Source organism: Antarctobacter albus (genome assembly GCF_900101505.1).
Taxonomy (GTDB): domain Bacteria; phylum Pseudomonadota; class Alphaproteobacteria; order Rhodobacterales; family Rhodobacteraceae; genus Antarctobacter; species Antarctobacter albus.
On the sequence record NZ_FMZI01000011.1, the window covers coordinates 1 to 17,688 of the forward strand.

17 protein-coding genes are annotated in these 17,688 nt (G+C 66.4%); 5 read left to right on the forward strand and 12 right to left on the reverse strand.

The genetic code is table 11. From position 1 onward, the window contains the following. Positions 1 to 65: 65 nt before the first annotated feature. The 5 genes from BLQ71_RS18190 to BLQ71_RS18210 are packed head-to-tail and all read right to left on the reverse strand — an operon-like array spanning position 66 to position 4,313. Complete coding sequence (locus BLQ71_RS18190; RefSeq protein ID WP_074622733.1) at positions 66 to 650, reverse strand: maleylpyruvate isomerase N-terminal domain-containing protein; 585 nt, start codon at positions 648 to 650, stop codon at positions 66 to 68. Then, positions 647 to 1,720 (reverse strand): cupin domain-containing protein, encoded by a 1,074-nt coding sequence (locus BLQ71_RS18195; protein WP_074622734.1) that lies wholly within the window; start codon positions 1,718 to 1,720, stop codon positions 647 to 649. Before BLQ71_RS18195 ends, BLQ71_RS18190 begins: the two co-directional genes overlap by 4 nt. Before the next feature lie 25 nt (positions 1,721 to 1,745). Then, positions 1,746 to 2,390, reverse strand: coding sequence for a maleylacetoacetate isomerase (gene maiA, locus BLQ71_RS18200; protein WP_074622735.1), 645 nt, complete (start codon positions 2,388 to 2,390; stop codon positions 1,746 to 1,748). Continuing rightward, positions 2,387 to 3,082: a fumarylacetoacetate hydrolase family protein gene (locus BLQ71_RS18205; RefSeq protein ID WP_074622736.1), complete on the reverse strand. Its 696-nt coding sequence runs from the start codon at positions 3,080 to 3,082 to the stop codon at positions 2,387 to 2,389. Before BLQ71_RS18205 ends, maiA (BLQ71_RS18200) begins: the two co-directional genes overlap by 4 nt. 19 nt (positions 3,083 to 3,101) lie before the next feature. Continuing rightward, positions 3,102 to 4,313: a 3-hydroxybenzoate 6-monooxygenase gene (locus BLQ71_RS18210; RefSeq protein WP_074622737.1), complete on the reverse strand. Its 1,212-nt coding sequence runs from the start codon at positions 4,311 to 4,313 to the stop codon at positions 3,102 to 3,104. Between the two features lie 172 nt (positions 4,314 to 4,485). Here BLQ71_RS18210 and BLQ71_RS18215 point away from each other — a divergent pair, with 172 nt between their 5' ends. The 3 genes from BLQ71_RS18215 (at position 4,486) to BLQ71_RS18225 (ending at position 5,511) form a co-directional block, all read left to right on the forward strand. Then, the gene (locus tag BLQ71_RS18215) at positions 4,486 to 4,950 is read left to right on the forward strand and encodes a MarR family winged helix-turn-helix transcriptional regulator (RefSeq protein WP_308421255.1); all 465 of its coding nucleotides are present in this window, start codon (positions 4,486 to 4,488) and stop codon (positions 4,948 to 4,950) included. Positions 4,951 to 5,077: 127 nt separating this feature from the next. Beyond that, positions 5,078 to 5,263 carry a hypothetical protein gene (locus BLQ71_RS18220; RefSeq protein WP_043146887.1) on the forward strand — a complete coding sequence of 62 codons (186 nt, stop codon included), beginning with the start codon at positions 5,078 to 5,080 and terminating at the stop codon, positions 5,261 to 5,263. A 56-nt stretch (positions 5,264 to 5,319) separates the two neighbouring features. Then, complete coding sequence (locus BLQ71_RS18225; RefSeq protein WP_043146888.1) at positions 5,320 to 5,511, forward strand: hypothetical protein; 192 nt, start codon at positions 5,320 to 5,322, stop codon at positions 5,509 to 5,511. Positions 5,512 to 5,539: 28 nt separating this feature from the next. Here BLQ71_RS18225 and BLQ71_RS18230 read toward each other — a convergent pair whose 3' ends face one another. The 6 genes from BLQ71_RS18230 to BLQ71_RS18255 form a co-directional block, all read right to left on the reverse strand. Then, a complete protein-coding gene (locus tag BLQ71_RS18230) occupies positions 5,540 to 8,803 on the reverse strand; it encodes a trypsin-like peptidase domain-containing protein (protein WP_074622738.1) in 3,264 nt (1,087 codons plus the stop codon). 81 nt (positions 8,804 to 8,884) lie between these two features. Then, on the reverse strand, positions 8,885 to 10,120 hold the full coding sequence (locus tag BLQ71_RS18235) for a Tm-1-like ATP-binding domain-containing protein (protein WP_074622739.1): 1,236 nt from the start codon (positions 10,118 to 10,120) through the stop codon (positions 8,885 to 8,887). Next, positions 10,117 to 11,604: an aldehyde dehydrogenase gene (locus BLQ71_RS18240; protein ID WP_074622740.1), complete on the reverse strand. Its 1,488-nt coding sequence runs from the start codon at positions 11,602 to 11,604 to the stop codon at positions 10,117 to 10,119. The genes BLQ71_RS18235 and BLQ71_RS18240 overlap by 4 nt, the downstream gene beginning before the upstream one ends. A gap of 2 nt (positions 11,605 to 11,606) precedes the next feature. After that, positions 11,607 to 13,130 carry a tripartite tricarboxylate transporter permease gene (locus BLQ71_RS18245; RefSeq protein ID WP_074622741.1) on the reverse strand — a complete coding sequence of 508 codons (1,524 nt, stop codon included), beginning with the start codon at positions 13,128 to 13,130 and terminating at the stop codon, positions 11,607 to 11,609. Positions 13,131 to 13,142: 12 nt separating this feature from the next. After that, entirely contained in the window at positions 13,143 to 13,685 is a 543-nt protein-coding gene (locus tag BLQ71_RS18250; RefSeq protein ID WP_074622742.1) for a tripartite tricarboxylate transporter TctB family protein, read from the reverse strand. A gap of 52 nt (positions 13,686 to 13,737) precedes the next feature. Further along, positions 13,738 to 14,676 carry a tripartite tricarboxylate transporter substrate-binding protein gene (locus BLQ71_RS18255; protein WP_043146896.1) on the reverse strand — a complete coding sequence of 313 codons (939 nt, stop codon included), beginning with the start codon at positions 14,674 to 14,676 and terminating at the stop codon, positions 13,738 to 13,740. 128 nt (positions 14,677 to 14,804) lie between these two features. Between BLQ71_RS18255 and BLQ71_RS18260 the strand changes: the two genes are divergently transcribed. Further along, positions 14,805 to 15,623 carry an IclR family transcriptional regulator gene (locus BLQ71_RS18260; RefSeq protein ID WP_074622743.1) on the forward strand — a complete coding sequence of 273 codons (819 nt, stop codon included), beginning with the start codon at positions 14,805 to 14,807 and terminating at the stop codon, positions 15,621 to 15,623. Then, positions 15,620 to 16,975: an aspartate aminotransferase family protein gene (locus tag BLQ71_RS18265; RefSeq protein WP_074622744.1), complete on the forward strand. Its 1,356-nt coding sequence runs from the start codon at positions 15,620 to 15,622 to the stop codon at positions 16,973 to 16,975. Before BLQ71_RS18260 ends, BLQ71_RS18265 begins: the two co-directional genes overlap by 4 nt. Positions 16,976 to 17,002: 27 nt before the next feature. On the opposite strand, the gene maiA (BLQ71_RS18270) is transcribed toward BLQ71_RS18265, so the two are convergent. Further along, positions 17,003 to 17,620, reverse strand: a complete 618-nt coding sequence (maiA, locus tag BLQ71_RS18270) for a maleylacetoacetate isomerase (RefSeq protein ID WP_074622745.1) — start codon at positions 17,618 to 17,620, stop codon at positions 17,003 to 17,005. Positions 17,621 to 17,688: the final 68 nt, after the last annotated feature.

A 17,688-nucleotide genomic window follows, 5' to 3' on the forward strand; every position in this document is an offset into this window, starting at 1 on the left:
GAAGGCAGAGAGACCCGGACGGCCTGTCTGCCTTCGCCGGCCGTATTGACTTGTGCAGCCCCGGATCAGACTTGCCCGAACGTGATGTTCTTACGCAGGTCGGCGGGCACATCGGCGAGCCGACCGCCATTGCCCAGGTCCAGAGCGCCTTGCCACACCACCCGCGCACGCAGGCGGGGCGTCTGGCGCAGCGGGGTGACGGCCTGGCCCTCCAGAGGCGCCGACAGGGTCCATCCCTCGTCGGTCAGGTCGCGCCATTCGACGTCCAGGTGGATCGCCGCATGGTGCACCAGGCTGCGCAACGCGCGCGGCGGCAGCGTGGCCCCCTGGGCGATCTCCGCGCGATGGGCCTCTGGCGCTATCGGCTGAACGCTGTCCCCGGCCCGCACGGCGCCCACCTGCTGCGCGAGAGCCCGCGCGTGATAGCCGACCTCGGCAATCAGCGCCCGACGCCGGACGCCCTCGCGCAGGGACGGCGCGTCCAGGTCGGCATCCGACAGCTCGGCCAGCTTGCGGGCGAAATAGGCCGCGCCGCGCCGGGCCAGCAGCAGATCCCCTGCCGGGGCCGAGGCCGCATCATAGCGCGCCCCTGCCCCCTGACGCGCGCGCAAGGCCTCGCGCGCGGCCTGTTCCTCGGCCGTCAGGCTCATTGCCCTTCGACCGCCGTCCGCATGAAATTCAGACGCTCCATGATCGGCGCATCGGAAAAGCGGAACAGGTCGAACTGGGTTTCCGCCTGCAAGGACCACGGCACCCAGGACGGGATCACGAACATGTCGCCCTTTTCCAGCCTGTGCGTCTCGCCCCCCATGACAACCGCCCCTTGCCCCTCGAAGACCTGGAACACGGTCGACCCGACTTCGCGCCGCTCGGGCGTCTCGGCCCCGGCGCGCAGGCGGTGGAACTCGCAGCGGATCGTCGGCATCACGTCGCCGCCGGTGGTCGGGTTGACGTAGCGGATCGCCGCGTGGCCCTGTTCGACGGTGGCCGGCATGCCCTCATCCTCCAGCAGCAATTGCTGGGTCAGCGCCTGGTCGGTGAACTCCCAGCGATAGGCGCCGATGGGCGAGGCGACGGTGTCCTGCAGGTGCGACAGGGGCCGCAGGCCCGGGTGGCACCACAGGCGTTCGCCCTGGGAATAGTTCGGCGTGGCATTGTCGGTGACCCGTTCCGCGCCGAACTCGAAGAAGCCAACGTCCATCTGCTGGCTGAAGGGAATGTCCAGCCCGTCGATCCAGGCCATCGGCTCGGTCGCGACATTGTGGTGCCCGTGGAACCGCCAGCCCGGCGTCAACAGCAGATCGCCGCGCGACATCCGCACCGGGTCGCCGTCGACCACCGTCCAGACCCCCTCGCCCTCGACGACGAAGCGAAAGGCGTTCTGGGCGTGGCGATGCTCGGGTGCGTTTTCGCCGGGGCAGAGGTACTGGATCGCGGCCCAGAGCGTGGGCGAGACATAGGCCCGCCCGCCAAGCCCGGGGTTGGCGAGGCCGATGGCGCGACGTTCGCCGCCCCGGCCCACCGGCACCAGTTCGCCAGACCGCTCGGCCAGTGGCAAAAGATCGGCCCAGCGCCAGACATGGGGCACGGCCTTGGGCCTGGGGTGCAGCGGCATCAGGTCGCCGGTCTGCGTCCACAGCGGGTTCAGGTGATTGTCCTTGAACCCCTGGTATAGCGCGCGCAGCTCCGGCGTGTCCTCGGGTTGCATGGCGTTGTCCATAACTCTCCTCCTTGGAAACGCGTTGTCAGGCCGCGTCGGGCTGGTTGGGCGGGGACGCGTCGCGGAAGGCGGGCAGCGCGTCGAGCTCCGCGAAGATCCGCGCGATGGTCGGCCAGTCCGCGACCGGGATGTCAAAGCGCCGGTTGTTCCAGACCTGCGCGTAAAGGCACAGATCGGCCAGCCCCGGCGTATCTCCGTGACAGTAGCGACCGGTCCGCGCGTCCTGCAACGCCTCTTCTAGAGCGTCGAAAGTGGTGGCAACCCAATGCGTGAACCAGGCCTTCTGCGCCGCTTCATCGGCGCCGAACTGGTCGCGCAGGCGGAACAGGACCCGCAGGTTGTTCAGCGGATGGATCTCGCAGGCGATCATGCAGGCCAGGCCGCGCACCCGGGCCCGGCCCAGCGGATCGGCGGGCAAAAGCGCGGGCTCCGGGTGGGTCTCTTCCAGCCATTCGATGATGGCCAGCGACTGGATCAGGGTCGTTCCGTCCTCCAGCTCCAGCGACGGCACCAGGCCTTGCGGGTTCTTGGCCAGGTACTCCGGCGTCCGCGTCTCTCCCTTGCGCAGGGCGTAGGCCAGGTAGTCGTATTCCAGCCCCTTGAGGTTCAACGCGGCGCGCAGCCGCGTCGAGGTCGACGAACGAAAGAAGTTGTGCAGCGTCAGGCTCATGCGCGGGGGCCGATATGGGTGGTGCAGGTGCCCAGGCCCTCGACCTCGACGACGCAGGTATCGCCGGGCTGCAAGGGGCCGACGCCGGCAGGCGTGCCGGTCATGATCAGGTCGCCCGGCTTCAGCGCGAAGGACTGCGACAGGATCGAGATCATCTCGGGGATGGACCAGATCAGTTCGCTGAGGTCGGCCTCCTGCTTGACCTCGCCGTTGACGGTCAGCTTGATCGCCCCCTTGGAGGGATGACCCACGGCAGAGACCGGGTGGATCGGCGCGATGGGGGCCGAGTTGTCGAACCCCTTGCCAAGATCCCAGGGGCGGCCCTGCTCGCGCGCCTTCAGCTGCAGGTCACGGCGGGTCAGGTCATTGCCGACGCCATAGCCCCAGACGTGATCCAGAGCCTTGTCCTCGGGAATGTTCACACCGCCGGTGCCGATCACGGCGACGAGTTCGGCCTCATAGTGAAAGTTCTCGGTCTGCGGCGGATAGGGGATCGTCGCGCCGTCCTCGACCACCGCATCGGCGGGTTTGAGAAAGAAGAACGGCGGATCGCGGTCCGGGTCCTTGCCCATCTCGCGCGCGTGGGCGGCATAGTTGCGCCCGATGCAGAAGATGCGCCGCACCGGAATGCGGTCCCCGCTGCCTGCAACGGCGACGCTGGGGGTGACGGCGGGTTCAAAGACAAAGCCCATGAAGTGATCCTTCCTCAAGTCATTCGGCGGCTGCGGATGTCGCCGCGCCCGTGTCCAGCCCGTTCGAGCCGTAAAGCCAGTTCAGCTGGTTGTACCAGTCGTCCGCGCTCATCGAGCGCATGACGGAATTGCGGACCGCGGCCTGTGCGTCGCCGGGGTGGTAGATGTATTCGCCGATCAGGCGCGAGTTCATCTGGACGCGCGCGGTGCGGACCTTGCGCATCTCCTGGTAGCGCTGCAGCGCGTCCTCGGTGTCCTCACCGAAATTCTCGATGCAATGGGAGAGCGCCACCGCGTCCTCCATCGCCATGCAGGCGCCCTGGGCGAAATATTGCAGCATCGGGTGCGCCGCATCGCCCAGAAGCGCCACGCGTCCGTCCACCCAGTTGGAAATCGGGTCACGATCGCAGAGGACCCAGAGTTTCCAGTTGTCGCCATGCTCGATCACCTGCCGCGCCTTGGGGTGAATGTGTTCGAACCCCTGCGCGACCTCTTCCTTGCTGACGGGCTTGCCGGCGATCGCCTCCCGCACATCGCGGTGATAGGTCACGACAAGGTTGAAAACCTTCCAGCCTTTCAGCGGGTAGTGCACGATATGGCACTTGGGCCCGGCCCAGAGCGTCGCCGCGTTCCAGCGCAGGTCCTCGGGCATCTGCTCGGTCGGGATGACGCTGCGGTAGGTGGTGTGGCCGGAAATGCGCGGTTCGCCATCGCCGATCATCTGCGACCGGATCGGAGAGCGCAGCCCCTCGGCGCCGATCAGGAAACGCCCCTTTATGGGGTCGCGCCCGTCCAGCAGCAGGGTGACGCTGCTGCCGTCCTGTTCATAGCCCAGCACCTTGTGATCCGTGCGCAGGTCGATCAGCGGGCTGTCCTCGCAGTATTTCAGCAGGACGCCATGCAGGTCGGCCCGGTGCACCACGGCGTAGGGGTTGCCGTAGAACTTGCGGAACGGCTCATCCAACGGGATGCGGGTGATGTCCTCGGCGGTCTGGGCGTCCATCAGGCGCAGCGCGTCGATGTAGACGGCCTTGCTGCGCGCCTCGTCCCCGACACCGAGGTAATCGAAACAGTGAAAGGCGTTGGGGCCGATCTGGATGCCGGCGCCGATCTCGCCCAGTTGCGGCGCCTGCTCGACGACGATGCTGCGCTGTCCCTTGCGGGCCAGCCCACAGGCAGCCGCCAGGCCGCCGATGCCGCCGCCGGCGATGATGATGGGAAGATCACTCATGGCTCTGGTCCTCTCTCCTCCGCAGGTCGGCCCCAGGCCGGATCCTGCCCCTATCATTCCCCTGACTCGGGTAACTGATATGTAGACATATGATTTGCATACGGAGCATTGCGCGTCAAGAAAAAGATCCGTACACTTACAAAATCAGCGAAAGGCACCCAAGGGGACCGGAATGATGGATGCAGGCACACCGGATCGAGAGGAAGCGGAAGACATGCCGCTGGAGTCCCTGGCCGGGCACCTGATCCGCCGCTTGCACCAGGCCTCGACCAATGTCTTTCACACCCGCACCCGCGCCGCCGGGCTGGAGCTGACGCCGGTGCAGTTCGCGGCAATGAAAGCGGTGCATGACGAACCCGGCATCGACCAGGCCACCATCGGCGCGCGCATCGCCTATGACCGCGCCACCATCGGCGGCGTCATCGACCGGCTGGAACAGAAAGGCTGGGTCAGGCGGCAGGTGTCCCGGCGCGACCGCCGCGCCCGGGAAGTGACATTGACGCCGGAGGGGGCAGAGATGTTCCGGCGCGCGCTGCCCGTGATCACCGCCTTGCAGGCCGAGATCCTGCCGGGCCTCACCGAGGCGGAACACCGTGTCTTCCTGGAACTGGCCCGCAAGGCGACGCCGGGGGACTGACCCGCCGCGCCCCCGGAAACCGGCGGTTTTTCGCATCCGCTTAACCGCAATGTCATCCAGATTAACGCCTCATTAAGAGGAAGATGTCATTTTGATGAAAAAAATCGAGCGGTAAGGAAGCAAAAACATGTACCCCGAAGATCTCATCGAACGCGCAATCCAGTCGGCCACCGATTGTGAGGCGCAGGGCTTTTACGAGACAGCGAAATCCCTGCGCGCCCTGGCGCAGGAACTGCGCGGCTCGGCCATGCCACTGGCAGCGGCGCACGGCTTTGCCGAGGCGCAGGCCCCCGCCCCCATCCGTCCGTTTTAACCCGGTCTTCACCTGGACCGGCCAGCCTTGAAGGGCATCACCCCGGGGGGCCACAGATGGACGATCTCTATGATGAAGTCATGGCCCTGCTGCATGACACCGGTGCCTTTGCCGATTGGCAACAGGATGCCGCGATCCTGCGCAGGGCCGAACAGGTGCGCCGGGTGGCCCGGTCGGAACTGACAGGGCGCCTTCTCTTTCCAGCCAGGCGAAACCTTTCCCGAGAGGGACCGGATGCGGGGGCCTGACGCAAAGGGCAGACGTTTCACCCCTTTCCTAGTCCTCGGCCCCCGCCGCGAACAGTTGCAGCGCCCGGCGACTGCCACGGCCGATGTCACCATCGATGGGACCGGTGTAGAACTCTCCGGCCTTGAGCTGGCGCTGCATCTCCTTGCGGAATTCCAGATCAAAGGCCAGCGCTCGACCGTCGACCAGCAATAGGTGCGCATCCTCGTCGCCTTCGCGCAGGCGCCCCAGCAAGACCTGCACCTGTTCTGCCAGCGGCAGATCGGCAGGCACGAAATCGGGCAACCCCTCCAGCAGCACCTGACGCACAGGCAAGAAGTTTCCGTCGGGCAGTCGCACCGCGACGCGGTCCAGCATGACGGGGCTGGACAGGAACAGTGTCGCGCCCACCTGCGCCGCCGTCCCATCCGGGTAAACCGCCAACCGCCCCTTGACCTGGCCATTGATCATGTCCCACAGCACCACGCCCCCCGGCGCCAGCGCGGCCGCAATCCGCAGGCCGTCCGGGGCGAAATCCAGCGCCCGAACCTCGGCGCCGCCGGTCTGCAGCCGCCACAGGAAACGCCCCACCGACATATCCCAAATCAGGACCTCGGGGCTGCCTTCTTCTGCGACGGCGACAAAGCGTCCGTCAGGGCTGACGGCCATCGCGTGCGGCGGGTTGTCCAACTGGCCAAAGCGGCGGATCAAGGTGCCATCCTCGGCGTTCCACAAGGCAAGCATCCAGCGCGCCGTAACGCCCCGGCCCTGTACCACCGCCACCACCTCTTGCGATGCGCCCCGAAAACCCAGCGGACCAACCCGGGAAAACGGCATCTGAAGGATCTGACCGTGTTCACCGGTCTCCGGGTCGATCAGGGCAATCTCCGGTTTCGGCCTGTTTCGGGCCACGGCCAGGATCCGGCCATCGCGCGAAAAAGCGGCGTCGTCCCCTTCGACATCGCGCAGCACCTCGCCGGTCGCCGCGTCCAACAGTGTCACCTGGCCTCGGGAATCGCTCCGTGCAAGGTAGGCCCCCGTCGGATCGAACCTCAAAACGCGCACATCTCCGGGCAGGAGGGCAGACCGGGTCTCCTCCCCGAAATCCAGCAGCCGCAGGGGCTGGTCTTCCGCGCCCTGCACAGCCAGTCCTGCGCCATGCGGTTGCCACGCCAGCGCGGCAGGCCCCTGCGCCTCGTCCACACGATAGGTCACCTGCCCGTCCTCCCAGGCCCAGACCTGCAAGGGGACGCCGGCCGATCCGCCCAGTGCCAGGCGGGTACTGTCGGGGCTGAAGACCAGCGTCGTAATCGCGTCGGCCTGCCGAGGCGCTTCGCGCAGGACCTGCCCGGTTGCCAGGTCTGCCAACACGGCAGCGGCCTGCGGTCCGGCCACATGGCCAAACAGCCTTGCACCGCCCGGCTCCAGAACCGCGCGGCTGAACCGCCGACCGGAAAGGACCATCCGGACAGAGCCGTCCGGCCCGTAGATCCGAACCGTGCCATTCTCGCGATCCTGCATGGCCAACCTGTCCGGCCCGACCGGCCCCAACAGGGTCTCTCTTCCTTCGCCACCGATCCGCCCCATCACCTGCCCGGTGGAGACGTTCCAGCGATACCCGCGCCCTTCGGCGTGACCGGACGCCAGATCACCGTCGGGAAGGAAAGCCAGCCCGTCGACAGGTGTCTCGGTCGGCATACGCTGCAAGACCGATCCATCCGCCACCCGGTGCAGGCTGACACCCTTGGCGCCCGCCAGCGCCAGGATGTCCCCCTCTGCGTTGAAGGCCACCGCCGCAACAGGTCCGTCCTCTGCCGTCGTGGCCCACAGGCGCGCCCCGTCCGACGCCTGCCAGAGCGAGACCGCATCGCCCTGCACCGTTGCCACCCGTGAGCCATCCGTGGACAGCGCCATGTGTGTAACCCCATCGGCACCCTCGGTGGCGATGCGCCTCGTGACCTCCATCAGCGGCAGGTCCATGACCTCGACCTCGCCCTCCCGCGCCAAAGCGAGCTTCCCGCCATCCCGGCTGAGTGCGAGAGCGCGGACGCCCTGCGGCAGGAACCTCCGGGCTTGCAAGGCGCCGTCGTCCAGCCGCCAAAGCGACAGCGCCGATTGCCCTCTGCCAATGTCGGTGAGTGTCGCTGCAATTCCCTGACCGGCCGCCAACAGTCCACCGGAGCCATCCAGATCGCCCAGCGGGCCGGTCAACAGTTCGACCCCCGTGCCTGGCGGCAGGTAAGGCAGCGCAACACCGTAGACTGCCGGACCATCCGCGCCGACGCCCACCGGAAAGACATCGACCGGGTCTTCGGCTTCTTCGTCAGGTTCCACGATCTCGGCATCGGGCGGTGCGGCAGGTTCCGGAACAGGCGTGGCAACCGATGCGGGCTTTGCGGCTTCGGGCGCAACCGGCCTGGGGCCGGCAGTGGTGCTGCGTCCGCAGCGCAGGGCCGCCTCTCCCGCACAATCCTCGCCCGCAGCGACCGCCCGCAGGAAAGCGGAGGCGTCCAGCATGGCCGCAATCGTGACACCACGCCCACCGGTCGCCCGAGGCTCTTCCTGCAGGTGCAGACCGATCATCCGGCCTGCGCCGTCCAGCACCGGTGCCCCGGCATTTCCGGGCAAGGCCGCGCACCCGTGGGTCAGCCGACCGCCATCGGTGACGGCCCCGCGCAGGGAACAGCCCTCACGAACCACCTGTTTCGACGTTCCGAATGGGTGACCGACAATCGCCAGCGGCATCCCCGCTGACGGAACCGGCGGATCGAGCGTCAGAACCGCGTCCTCTGCCCCCAAGAGACCATCCGCCCGCAGCACGACAAACCCAAGGTCCGCATGCGCCTCCAAGGGCTCGGGATCGAGTGCGACCCGCTGCCCCTGCTCCTCGACCCGTGGCGCGTCAAAGCCTGCGACGAATTCGACGCGCGTGATCCGCTTTGGCCCGCGCGCGGCCAGGTCTGGCTCGGCCAGCACGCCCGGCACACAGCGAAAGGCCGTCAGCACGAGGTTTTCCGCAATCAGGACACCCGTGCAGGCAACGACCGCCGGACCGCCCTCGGTCTCTACCATGACCCGGAGCTGACCCACGGCCTGCCCGGCGCGTCGGATTGCGGTGGGCGCGGTGTAGCGGATGATCGGCTTGGCGCCCGTGGCCTCGATCCGGTCGCGGTCCCGCTCGGGCACCTGCATCACAAGGCGATCGAAATCCGCTCCGTCGAACAGCGGCAGCCCCTGCGCCACTGCGGCGCCACCAAGGGCAACCGCCGCCGCAAAAACCAGACCCGCATCCCAAAGCCGCCGGAGTTGCGACATGCGCCTGCTCCTCTCAATGCCCTGAACCAACCTCTGGAACAGGACGGTAGAGGAAAGCGTGACCCCGGTCGACCCAGCGCGTCAGGCTCTGCGCAAGGCTCCCCCCGCCTGCCAGCCATCGAACACCTCCAGCGCCGTTTCCGCAAAGGCGGGGTCATTGATGTGCGCGTCCAGCTCGACCAGCTGCACATTGGCGGGACACTGCGCGCGGATTTCGGCGATAAAGGCCTCTAGCCCCTCGGGATCGCTCAACGGTCCGCCGGGACGATCCCATTCGTTTCCGCCCTGCAACGGCAGGATCAGCACCACCGGGCCGTCGGCCCCTGCCAGCTTACCGCAGATCGTTTGCGCCATCTCGCGCCGCTGGTCAGCGGTCATCATGACCGATGACAGCAGGCGGTTGTGGGCATGCTGTTCCTGCCCCGCCAGCTTGACCGGAGCGTCCTGCCAACCGACGAAATCCACGAGGTCGTAGCAGCCGATGGACACGATCTGAGGCGTGCCACTGCGGCCCGCGTTGGTCATCCGGTCGGCGCCCGCGCTTATGGTCGAGCCCATCAGGTGATTGCCCACCTCCTGCGGTGCGAAATCCATCACGGCGGCAAAGGCGCCCTCGGCGGCAAGGCTCTCGAACGCGCGCCCGCCCATGCCGGTCGCGTGGAACACCGCCACCTCGAAGCCGCGCTCCTCCAGTGCCGGTTTCAGCGCCACCATGTAGCGCAGCACCGTCTTACCGAAACTGGTCATGCCGATCAGCGGGCGCGTCCGGTCGGGCCGCTCCACCGCCCGCGCGGCGCCCAGCACGGCGCCCGCCGCCTGGCTAAGCGAGGCCTTGCAGACCGAGTTCAACCCGTAGAGCCCACCGGCCCAGAGGATCATCTGCACGTCCGCCGGCAAGCGTTCGGGCGGGATCAGCGGCGAGAAGGAGACCGTCGAGACGATGTATTTCGGCACCCCCAGCGGCAGCGCCGAACAGAGATCCAGCGCCAGGTCCGTGCCCATCGTCCCGCCCAGCACGATCACCCCGTCGATGCGGCCCTCGGCCTGCAGGCGCGCCGCCAGCAGGGCCGATCCCTTGGCCATGATCTGCATGGCAAGGTTCTCGTCCCCGCCATCGATGGCTTCCTGGATGGAATGCCCGCCTGCCTCGGCGACCGCATGTTTGGAAATGTCGCAAGGGGCCGAGGGATCGCCCAGCACGCTGACATCCATCGTCATGACGCCGCCGCCCTGCCCCCGGATCACTTCGGCGAGGTAATTCAGCTCGTCGTCCTTGGTGTCGTAGGTGCCGACGATCAGGATGGTCCGGTCGCTCATAGCTTGATCCACGCGGTCTTGAGGTCGAGGTACTTGTCGAAGGCGTGCAGGGACTTGTCGTGCCCGTTGCCGGACTGCTTCACGCCACCCAGCGGCACGGTCAGGTCGGATCCGCCGTAGGTGTTGACGTGCACCACCCCGGCCTTGACCCGCCGGATCATCCGGTGCGCCCGGCTCAGGTTCGCGGTCCAGACCGCCGCCGCCAGTCCAAAATCGGTGCCATTGGCGATCGCCACCGCCTCATCCTCGGTGTCGAAGGGGATCACTGCCAGCACCGGGCCAAAGACCTCTTCGCGCGCCAGCCGGTCCGAGGGATCGACGCCGGTCACGATGGTCGGCTCCATGAAATAGCCGCCGGTTTCCTCAAGGATGCGCGCCCCGCCGGTGCGGATGTCGCGCCCGGCCGCGCGGGCCTCGGCGACAAAGCCGAGGTTCTGTTCCAGCTGCCGCAGGCTGTTGACCGCACCCGCCGCGGTCGAAGGGTCCAGCGGATCACCGACCGTCATGCCTTTGACGAACTCGGTCAGGCGGGCCACGAACGCGTCGTGGATCGACCTTTCGACCAACAGGCGCGAGCCCGCGACACAGACCTGCCCCGCGTTGCGGAAGATCCCGTTTGCCGAAACCTTGACCGCCTCGTCCATGTCCGGCGCATCGGCAAAGACGATGTTGGGCGACTTGCCGCCAAGCTCCAGGTAGACGCGTTTCAGGTTGGACCGGGCCGCGGCCTCCAGCAGGCGGCGCCCGGTCGCGCCCGAGCCGGTAAAGACCAGAACGTCCACATCCATCGACTCGGCGATGGTCGCTCCGACAACGGCCCCTTCGCCCGTCACCACGTTCAGGACACCTGCGGGCAGACCCGCCTCCATCGCCAATTCGGCAATCCGGAGAAGGGTCAGCGAGGCGGTTTCCGCCGGTTTCAGCACCACCGAACAGCCCGCCGCCAGGGCCGGGCCCAGCTTCCACGCGCCGATCATCAGCGGAAAGTTCCAGGGAACAATCGCGCCCACGACACCCGCCGGTTCCCGGTGGACAAGTCCAAGCGCGCCCGGCGCGGTCGGCGCGATCTCTCCGTAAAGCTTGTCGATGGCCTCGGCGTAATAGCGGATGGTCTGGGCGGCCGAGAGCGGTTCCGCCTTCAAAGCCATGCCGATCTCGGTGCCGTTGTCGCGCACGCCCAGCACTGCCAGGTCCAGCGCGTGTTCCTCGATCAACGCGGCCCACTTCAGCAACACCGCCTTGCGCGCCGCCGGCGCCATGTCCGCCCAGCGCCCGTCGTCAAAGGCGCGCCGGGCCGCCGCCACGGCGGTCTCGGCGTCCGCGACCGTACCCCGTGCCATGAGCGTCAGCCGTGTGCCGTCCAACGGAGAGATCACCTCCATCTCGCCCCCGTCGGAAGCAGGCACAAAGCTGCCGTCGATCAGGTGGCGGGCGGGCGGCACATCGGCGTGGCGCAGCTCTTCGATCCGCGAAAGATCCAGCATTCTCAGTTTCCTTGCGTGTCGTGCATGTCGTGATCGTGTTCGAATTCCTTCAGTCCCGCTCGCCGTTCGCGCACCACGCCCCAGATGTGCAGGACGATCAGCGCGACGATGGCGCAGGCAATGAAGGCGGCGATGGGCCTGTCGACGAAATCCAGCGGCGTCTTGACCCGCGCCATCGCGCTGCGCAGCTTGACCTCCATGATGCCGCCCAGAACCATGCCGAGGATGATCGGCACCACGGGCAGGTTCTGCCGCTTCAGGATCAGACCGAACAGGCCGAAGCCCGCAGCAATCGCGCAATCGGTCATGGAGTTGCGCAGGGAATAGACCCCGACAAAGCTGAGGATCAGGATCGTCAGGCCCAGGAACCGTGTCGGAATGCGGATGATCCGCAGCAGCAGGTTGGACGAGAAACACATGAAGACAACGACGATCACGTTCAGCAGGATCATCGCGATATACAGCGCGTAGACGAAATCCAGCTGGTTCTGGAACAGCCCCGGCCCCGGTGTCACGTTGTGGACGTAAAAGACCGAGAGCATCATCGCGGTCAGCGCCTCGCCCGGGATGCCCAGCGCTAAGAGCGGGATCATCGCGGCAGCAGGGACGGCGTTGTTCGCCGCCTCCGAGGCCACCAGCCCCTCGGGTGAGCCCTTGCCGAAATCCTCTGGTTTCTTCGATGTCTTCTGCGCGTAGGTATAGCTGAGGAACTGTGCCGTGAACTCGCCCACGCCGGGGATCATGCCCATCAGCACACCGAACCCCGACCCGACCGCCGCAAGCCGCTTGAACCGGAAAACCTCGCCAATGGCGCGGAGCATCGAGCCCTTGATGGGCTGCGCATCCGGCGCGCTGTCCTCTCCGCTGAGCAGCTGAAACGCCTGTGACAGGGCAAACAGTCCCAGCACCACCACGATCAGGTCGAAACCGCCCACCAGCCAGTCCTGCCCGAAGGTGTAGCGCTGGGTGTATTTCACCGGCTCCAACCCCACGGTGCCGAGAAAGATCCCGAAGGCAGCCAGCATCCCGGCGGCAAAGGTCTGGCCCCGGTGGGCCAGGATCACCAGAACGATGCCCAGAAGCGCGGCAAGGAAGATCTCGCGCGATCCGAACATCGGGGCGATCTTGGCCAGGAAAGGCGCAAAGAGGATCAGCGCGATGATCGACAGAATGCCGGAGACGAAAGAGGCACCATAGGCGAGGCCAAGCGCCCGCAGCGCCTCGCCCCGTTCGGTCATCGGGTGTCCGTCATAGGTTGTCAGCGCGTTGACCGCCGTGCCGGGCGTGTTGATCAGGATCGCGGGCAGCGCACCACCGAACATCGACGAGCCGTAGATACCCAGCAGCATGACCAGCCCAACCAACGGGTCCAGCGAGAAGGTGGCCGGCAGCAGGATTGCGATGGCCACCGGCGGGCCAACGCCGGGAATGGCCCCGATGATGACCCCGCCGATAGAGCCGATGAGCAGCGCCAGCGCCACGTCGAAACGCGCCAGCATGTCGAGTCCGGACAGCAAAGCGTCCATTCTTGGCCCCTTTCAGAGATAGGTCATGAGGAAGGTGCGCAGGGCACCCGAAGGCAGCAGTTCATAGACCAGTCCCGCCGGGATCTTGACCTGCAGGAGGCCCTTGAAGACCACGACGACCACAACGGCAAATCCCGCGGCCGTGAGCAGCCAACGCGCCGACCGATAGCCCAGCCGCCAGGCCAACACACAGGCAAAGAGGATCGAGCCGGCGAGGTAGCCGACAATCGGCACCACGGCGACATAGGCCATGAACCACAGCGCGTATTCGACCGATTTCATCCAGGCCAGAACCTCGGCTCCGCGGCCCGGGATACGCTCGGACGCCAGGGCGCCCAGCAGGTGCAGAACGCCAAACAGCGCCATTGCACCCACCGACACCGCCGGCCAGAAGGCAGGCTGGGCAAACAGCTTGGTCCGCTTCACCCACTGCGTCTCGTAGGGCAGCATCACCAGCAGAAAGATCGCGAACAGGCAGAACAGGCTGGCAAAGACCAGGTCCCCGGGCCGCCGGTAGCGTTTGAACAGGTCCTGGAATGTCTGGAACCGGCGCATCCTGCCCCTCCATGTGAAAAGGGCGTCCCCACCGTGGGGACGCCCGTCAGGATCAGTCGCCGATCAGCTCGGCCACGGTGCCCAGCGTCACGGCATCCTTTTCGATCTGCGCCGTCGCCGCTTCGGCGTCCTGCCAGTAGATCAGCGCGCCGGTCTCGGAGGCCAGCTTTTGCGCGGCGTCGGACATCACGACCTCTGCCGCGACTGCTGCGATCTTCTCGCGCACATCGGCGGGCGTGTCCTTGTGGACGAAAAGCCCGTTCCACAAAGAGATGTCCAGCGAAGGCGCAATCTCTCCGACCGTACGCGAGTCCGGCGTCAGCGCGGTGCGTTCGGCCCCGATCGAGGCCAGCACGTTCAGGTCGTCGAGGCAGGGCTTGATCAGTTGCAGCGTGGTGTTGATCACGTCCACGTCGCCCGAGGCCAGGGTGTTGCAGTCCAGCGCGTCAAAGGCAGCTTCGGCGGCGTAGTCGAACCCCATTTCCTGCGACAGGGCAAAAGTCACCTGCGTCGGGATCAGGAAGGACCCGAAGTGGCCCAGCGCCACGTCATTGTCCTGCGCGTAGTCGGCCAGTTCCTCCATCGTGGAATAAGGCGCGTCGCCCGAGGCCGCGATGACGAAGGGATAGGTCAGGAAAATGCCCACTGGCTCGAAAGGGTTGGGGTTCAGCGCCGGGATGCCGGTTTCCGGTCCCACCAGCGGCACGCCGATGACGAAGGAGCCGACGGTGTAGCCGTCCGGATCGGCGCCGGCCACCTCTGCCGCGCCGGGGAAGGGACCGCCGCCGCCGCCGGGCTTGTTCACCACCGCCGCGGGCACGCCGTAGGTCTCCTGGAACTGCTCAGCGATCATCCGGGTCAGCACATCCTCGAGATCGCCCGGCGGCCAGGGCACAACGAATTCAACGGGCTTTTCGGGATACTCGGCCTGCGCGGCCAGCGGGAGGGCCAGTGCCAGCGCGGCGACACCTGCCTTGAGAAACGTTTTCATACCATCCTCCTGTGGGCTGGTTCATTATTCGAACCACTGGTGCATTTATTGTTGCCATTGCAATGAAACTCTGTCAACATTTCTTTCATCGACACCGTGACCCCGTTTCGAAAGGCCGCCGGAAAGCGATGGGAACGATCACCAAAGCCCTTGAACTTCTGAACCTTTTCTCGCGCACGAAGCCCGAGATCGGACTGATGGAATTCGCGCGCCTGTCGGGACGCGACAAGGCGACAGTGCATCGGCACCTGACCGAACTGGAGGAAAACGGATTCGTCGAACAGCATCCACAGTCTCGCGCCTACCGGCTGGGCCCCGCGATCCTGCGCCTGACCGCCGTACGCGAAGCGACGCACCCGGTGCGCCGCATCCTGCGCCCCATTGTCGACACGCTGGCGCAGCAGGTCGGCGAGCTCTGCCATTGTTCGCTCTTGCAGGGCGAGATGCTGTCCCCGGTCTACCACGCCGACCCGATGATCCACGGCACGCAGGTGCATTTTGACGAGGCCGAGATGCTGCCGCTGCACGCGACCTCATCCGGGCTGGCCCTGCTGGCCTTCTCGCCGCCCGCACTGGCAGAACATGTGCTGGGCCGTCCGCTGCCGGCCTATACCGATCTGACCCTGACGGACCCGTCCTTCCTGCGCTCTGTCCTGGCGGACGTGCGGCAGGACGGGCTGTGCAACCTCGACCAGGCTTTCGACAGCGAGGTCTGTTCGGTCGGAGGGCCACTGTTCGGCCCCGAGGGCATCCCCATCGGCGCCATGTCCGTCGCGGTGCCCGCCGTCCGCGCCAAGCGGGCCAAGATCGACGAGATCCGCACCGCCCTGCGCGGCGCGATCCGACAGGCAACCGTTTCCACCGGGGGCACCCTGCCGCGCGAGACCGCGGCGCTCTGGGCCAATGCCCCCGCCCCGACACTCACAGACCAACGAGGACTGACATGAAGGATTCGAACTTCCTGACCGAGAACAACGCCCGCCACCTCTGGCACCCGATGGCGCATCCTGCCGACAGCCTGGCCAATCCGCCGGACATCATCACCGGCGGCGACGGGGTCGAGATCACGGATGTCGACGGACACCGCATGGTGGATGCCGTCGGCGGCCTCTGGAACGTCAACCTGGGCTATTCCTGCGAACCCGTCAAAAAGGCCATCGCCGAGCAGCTGGAGCGCCTGCCCTATTACTCGATCTTCCGTGGCACCACGAACGACGCGGTGATCGAACTGAGCCTGATGTTGCGCGATTTCTTCGCCCCGGACGGGCTGACGCGCGCCTTTTTCACCTCGGGCGGGTCGGACAGCGTGGAAATCGCCCTGCGGCTGGCGCGGCAATACCACAAGGTGCGCGGCGAGGGCGGGCGGGTGAAATACCTCTCGTTGAAAAAGGGCTATCACGGCACGCATACCCTGGGCGCCAGCGTCAATGGCAACGCCAACTTCCGCACCCAGTACGAACCGCTGATGCCCGGCTGTTATCACATCACGGCGCCCTACCCCTATCGCAATCCGTTCGGCGAGACCGATCCGGAAAAGCTGGCGCAGCTCTGCCTGTCGGCGCTGGAGGACGAAATCGCCTTCCAGGGCGCCGAAACCATCGCCGCCATGATCATGGAGCCGATCCTTGGCGCCGGCGGGGTGATTCCGCCACATGAAAGCTTCATGCCCGGCCTGCGCGAGATCTGTTCGAAACACGGCATCCTGCTGATCGCGGACGAGGTCATCACCGCCTTCGGCCGAACCGGAAGCTGGTCAGGCTCGCGCCATTGGGGCGTGCAGCCGGACATGATGTGCACCGCCAAGGCGATCACCAACGGCTATTTCCCCTTCGGCGCCGTCATGATCTCCGGCGCCGTGGCCGAGGTCTTTGAAAACGACACCAGCGGCAAGGCGGCCATCGGATCGGGTTACACCTATTCCGGGCATCCGGTCGGCGCGGCGGCGGCCATCGCCTGCCTGAAGGAAACCGAGCGGCTGCAAGTCAAGGACAACGCCGCCGCCCGCGGTGCGCAGCTCTGGGAGGGCCTCAAGGCGCTGAAGGAGAAACACGCGCTGGTGGGTGACGTACGCGGCGGACACGGGCTGATGTGCGCGGTGGAACTGGTCTCAGACCGGGCCACCAAGGCCCCCATCGACAAGAAGACCATCGGCGCAGTGCACCGCGTCGCCTATGAAAACGGCGCCATGCTGCGCGTCTCGGGGCCGAACATCATCCTGTCGCCCCCGCTGGTCCTGACCGAGGCGCATGTGAACACGATCCTCTCGGCCCTGGATGCGGGCCTGTCAGCGCAGGGGTGACTTGCGACGGGGGCGCCCCTGCGCCCCCTATTGCGCCACGCGGTCCGGATGGGCGGCGGCAAAAGCCGGGTGGTCAGCCAGCGCCGCCTCCACCCGCCGTATCTTTGACAAGCCATCCAGGGCCACGCCCCAGCGGTGGGCATTGTACAGTTGCGGGATCAGGCAGACGTCGGCCAGCGTGACTTCCTTGCCAAAACAGGTATCGCCCCCGTCCAGCATCTCTTCCACCGCTGCCAGACCCGGCCCGATGAAAGCCTGCATCCAGCTTTCCATCGTGATCCCGCCATCGGAATGGGCCACCGCATGTTTCGCAACGCGCAAGTTGCAGACCGCATGGATCTCCATCGCGATCGCCTGTGCCAGCCCCCGCACACGGGCACGCTCTGCCGCGTCTTCGGGCAAAAGTCCCAATCCCCGCGTCTCGTCGAGGTATTCCACGATGGCAAGCGATTGCGTCAACCGAAGCCCGTCGATTTCCAGCACAGGCACCAGGCCCTGCGGGTTGCGCTCAAGGTGCTCATCCCCGCGCTGCGCCCCGTCGACAAGGTTGACCGGAACGCTCTCCCACTCCAGCCCGGCAAGGCCCAGCGCGATGCGCACCCGGTAGCTGGCCGTCGAACGCCAGTAATCGAACAGTCGGATCATGGAAAATCTCCCTCAAGGGATCAGGAACCGCGACAAGGCTCCGCCAGATTGGTATCATTCGCAACGAT

Coding starts and splice junctions, on each gene's coding strand:
- BLQ71_RS18190 (WP_074622733.1), bottom strand. CDS start 650: ATGAGCCTGACGGCCGAGGAACAGGCCGCGCGCGAGGCCTTGCGCGCG.
- BLQ71_RS18195 (WP_074622734.1), bottom strand. CDS start 1,720: ATGGACAACGCCATGCAACCCGAGGACACGCCGGAGCTGCGCGCGCTA.
- maiA (WP_074622735.1), bottom strand. CDS start 2,390: ATGAGCCTGACGCTGCACAACTTCTTTCGTTCGTCGACCTCGACGCGG.
- BLQ71_RS18205 (WP_074622736.1), bottom strand. CDS start 3,082: ATGGGCTTTGTCTTTGAACCCGCCGTCACCCCCAGCGTCGCCGTTGCA.
- BLQ71_RS18210 (WP_074622737.1), bottom strand. CDS start 4,313: ATGAGTGATCTTCCCATCATCATCGCCGGCGGCGGCATCGGCGGCCTG.
- BLQ71_RS18215 (WP_308421255.1), top strand. CDS start 4,486: ATGATGGATGCAGGCACACCGGATCGAGAGGAAGCGGAAGACATGCCG.
- BLQ71_RS18220 (WP_043146887.1), top strand. CDS start 5,078: ATGTACCCCGAAGATCTCATCGAACGCGCAATCCAGTCGGCCACCGAT.
- BLQ71_RS18225 (WP_043146888.1), top strand. CDS start 5,320: ATGGACGATCTCTATGATGAAGTCATGGCCCTGCTGCATGACACCGGT.
- BLQ71_RS18230 (WP_074622738.1), bottom strand. CDS start 8,803: ATGTCGCAACTCCGGCGGCTTTGGGATGCGGGTCTGGTTTTTGCGGCG.
- BLQ71_RS18235 (WP_074622739.1), bottom strand. CDS start 10,120: ATGAGCGACCGGACCATCCTGATCGTCGGCACCTACGACACCAAGGAC.
- BLQ71_RS18240 (WP_074622740.1), bottom strand. CDS start 11,604: ATGCTGGATCTTTCGCGGATCGAAGAGCTGCGCCACGCCGATGTGCCG.
- BLQ71_RS18245 (WP_074622741.1), bottom strand. CDS start 13,130: ATGGACGCTTTGCTGTCCGGACTCGACATGCTGGCGCGTTTCGACGTG.
- BLQ71_RS18250 (WP_074622742.1), bottom strand. CDS start 13,685: ATGCGCCGGTTCCAGACATTCCAGGACCTGTTCAAACGCTACCGGCGG.
- BLQ71_RS18255 (WP_043146896.1), bottom strand. CDS start 14,676: ATGAAAACGTTTCTCAAGGCAGGTGTCGCCGCGCTGGCACTGGCCCTC.
- BLQ71_RS18260 (WP_074622743.1), top strand. CDS start 14,805: ATGGGAACGATCACCAAAGCCCTTGAACTTCTGAACCTTTTCTCGCGC.
- BLQ71_RS18265 (WP_074622744.1), top strand. CDS start 15,620: ATGAAGGATTCGAACTTCCTGACCGAGAACAACGCCCGCCACCTCTGG.
- maiA (WP_074622745.1), bottom strand. CDS start 17,620: ATGATCCGACTGTTCGATTACTGGCGTTCGACGGCCAGCTACCGGGTG.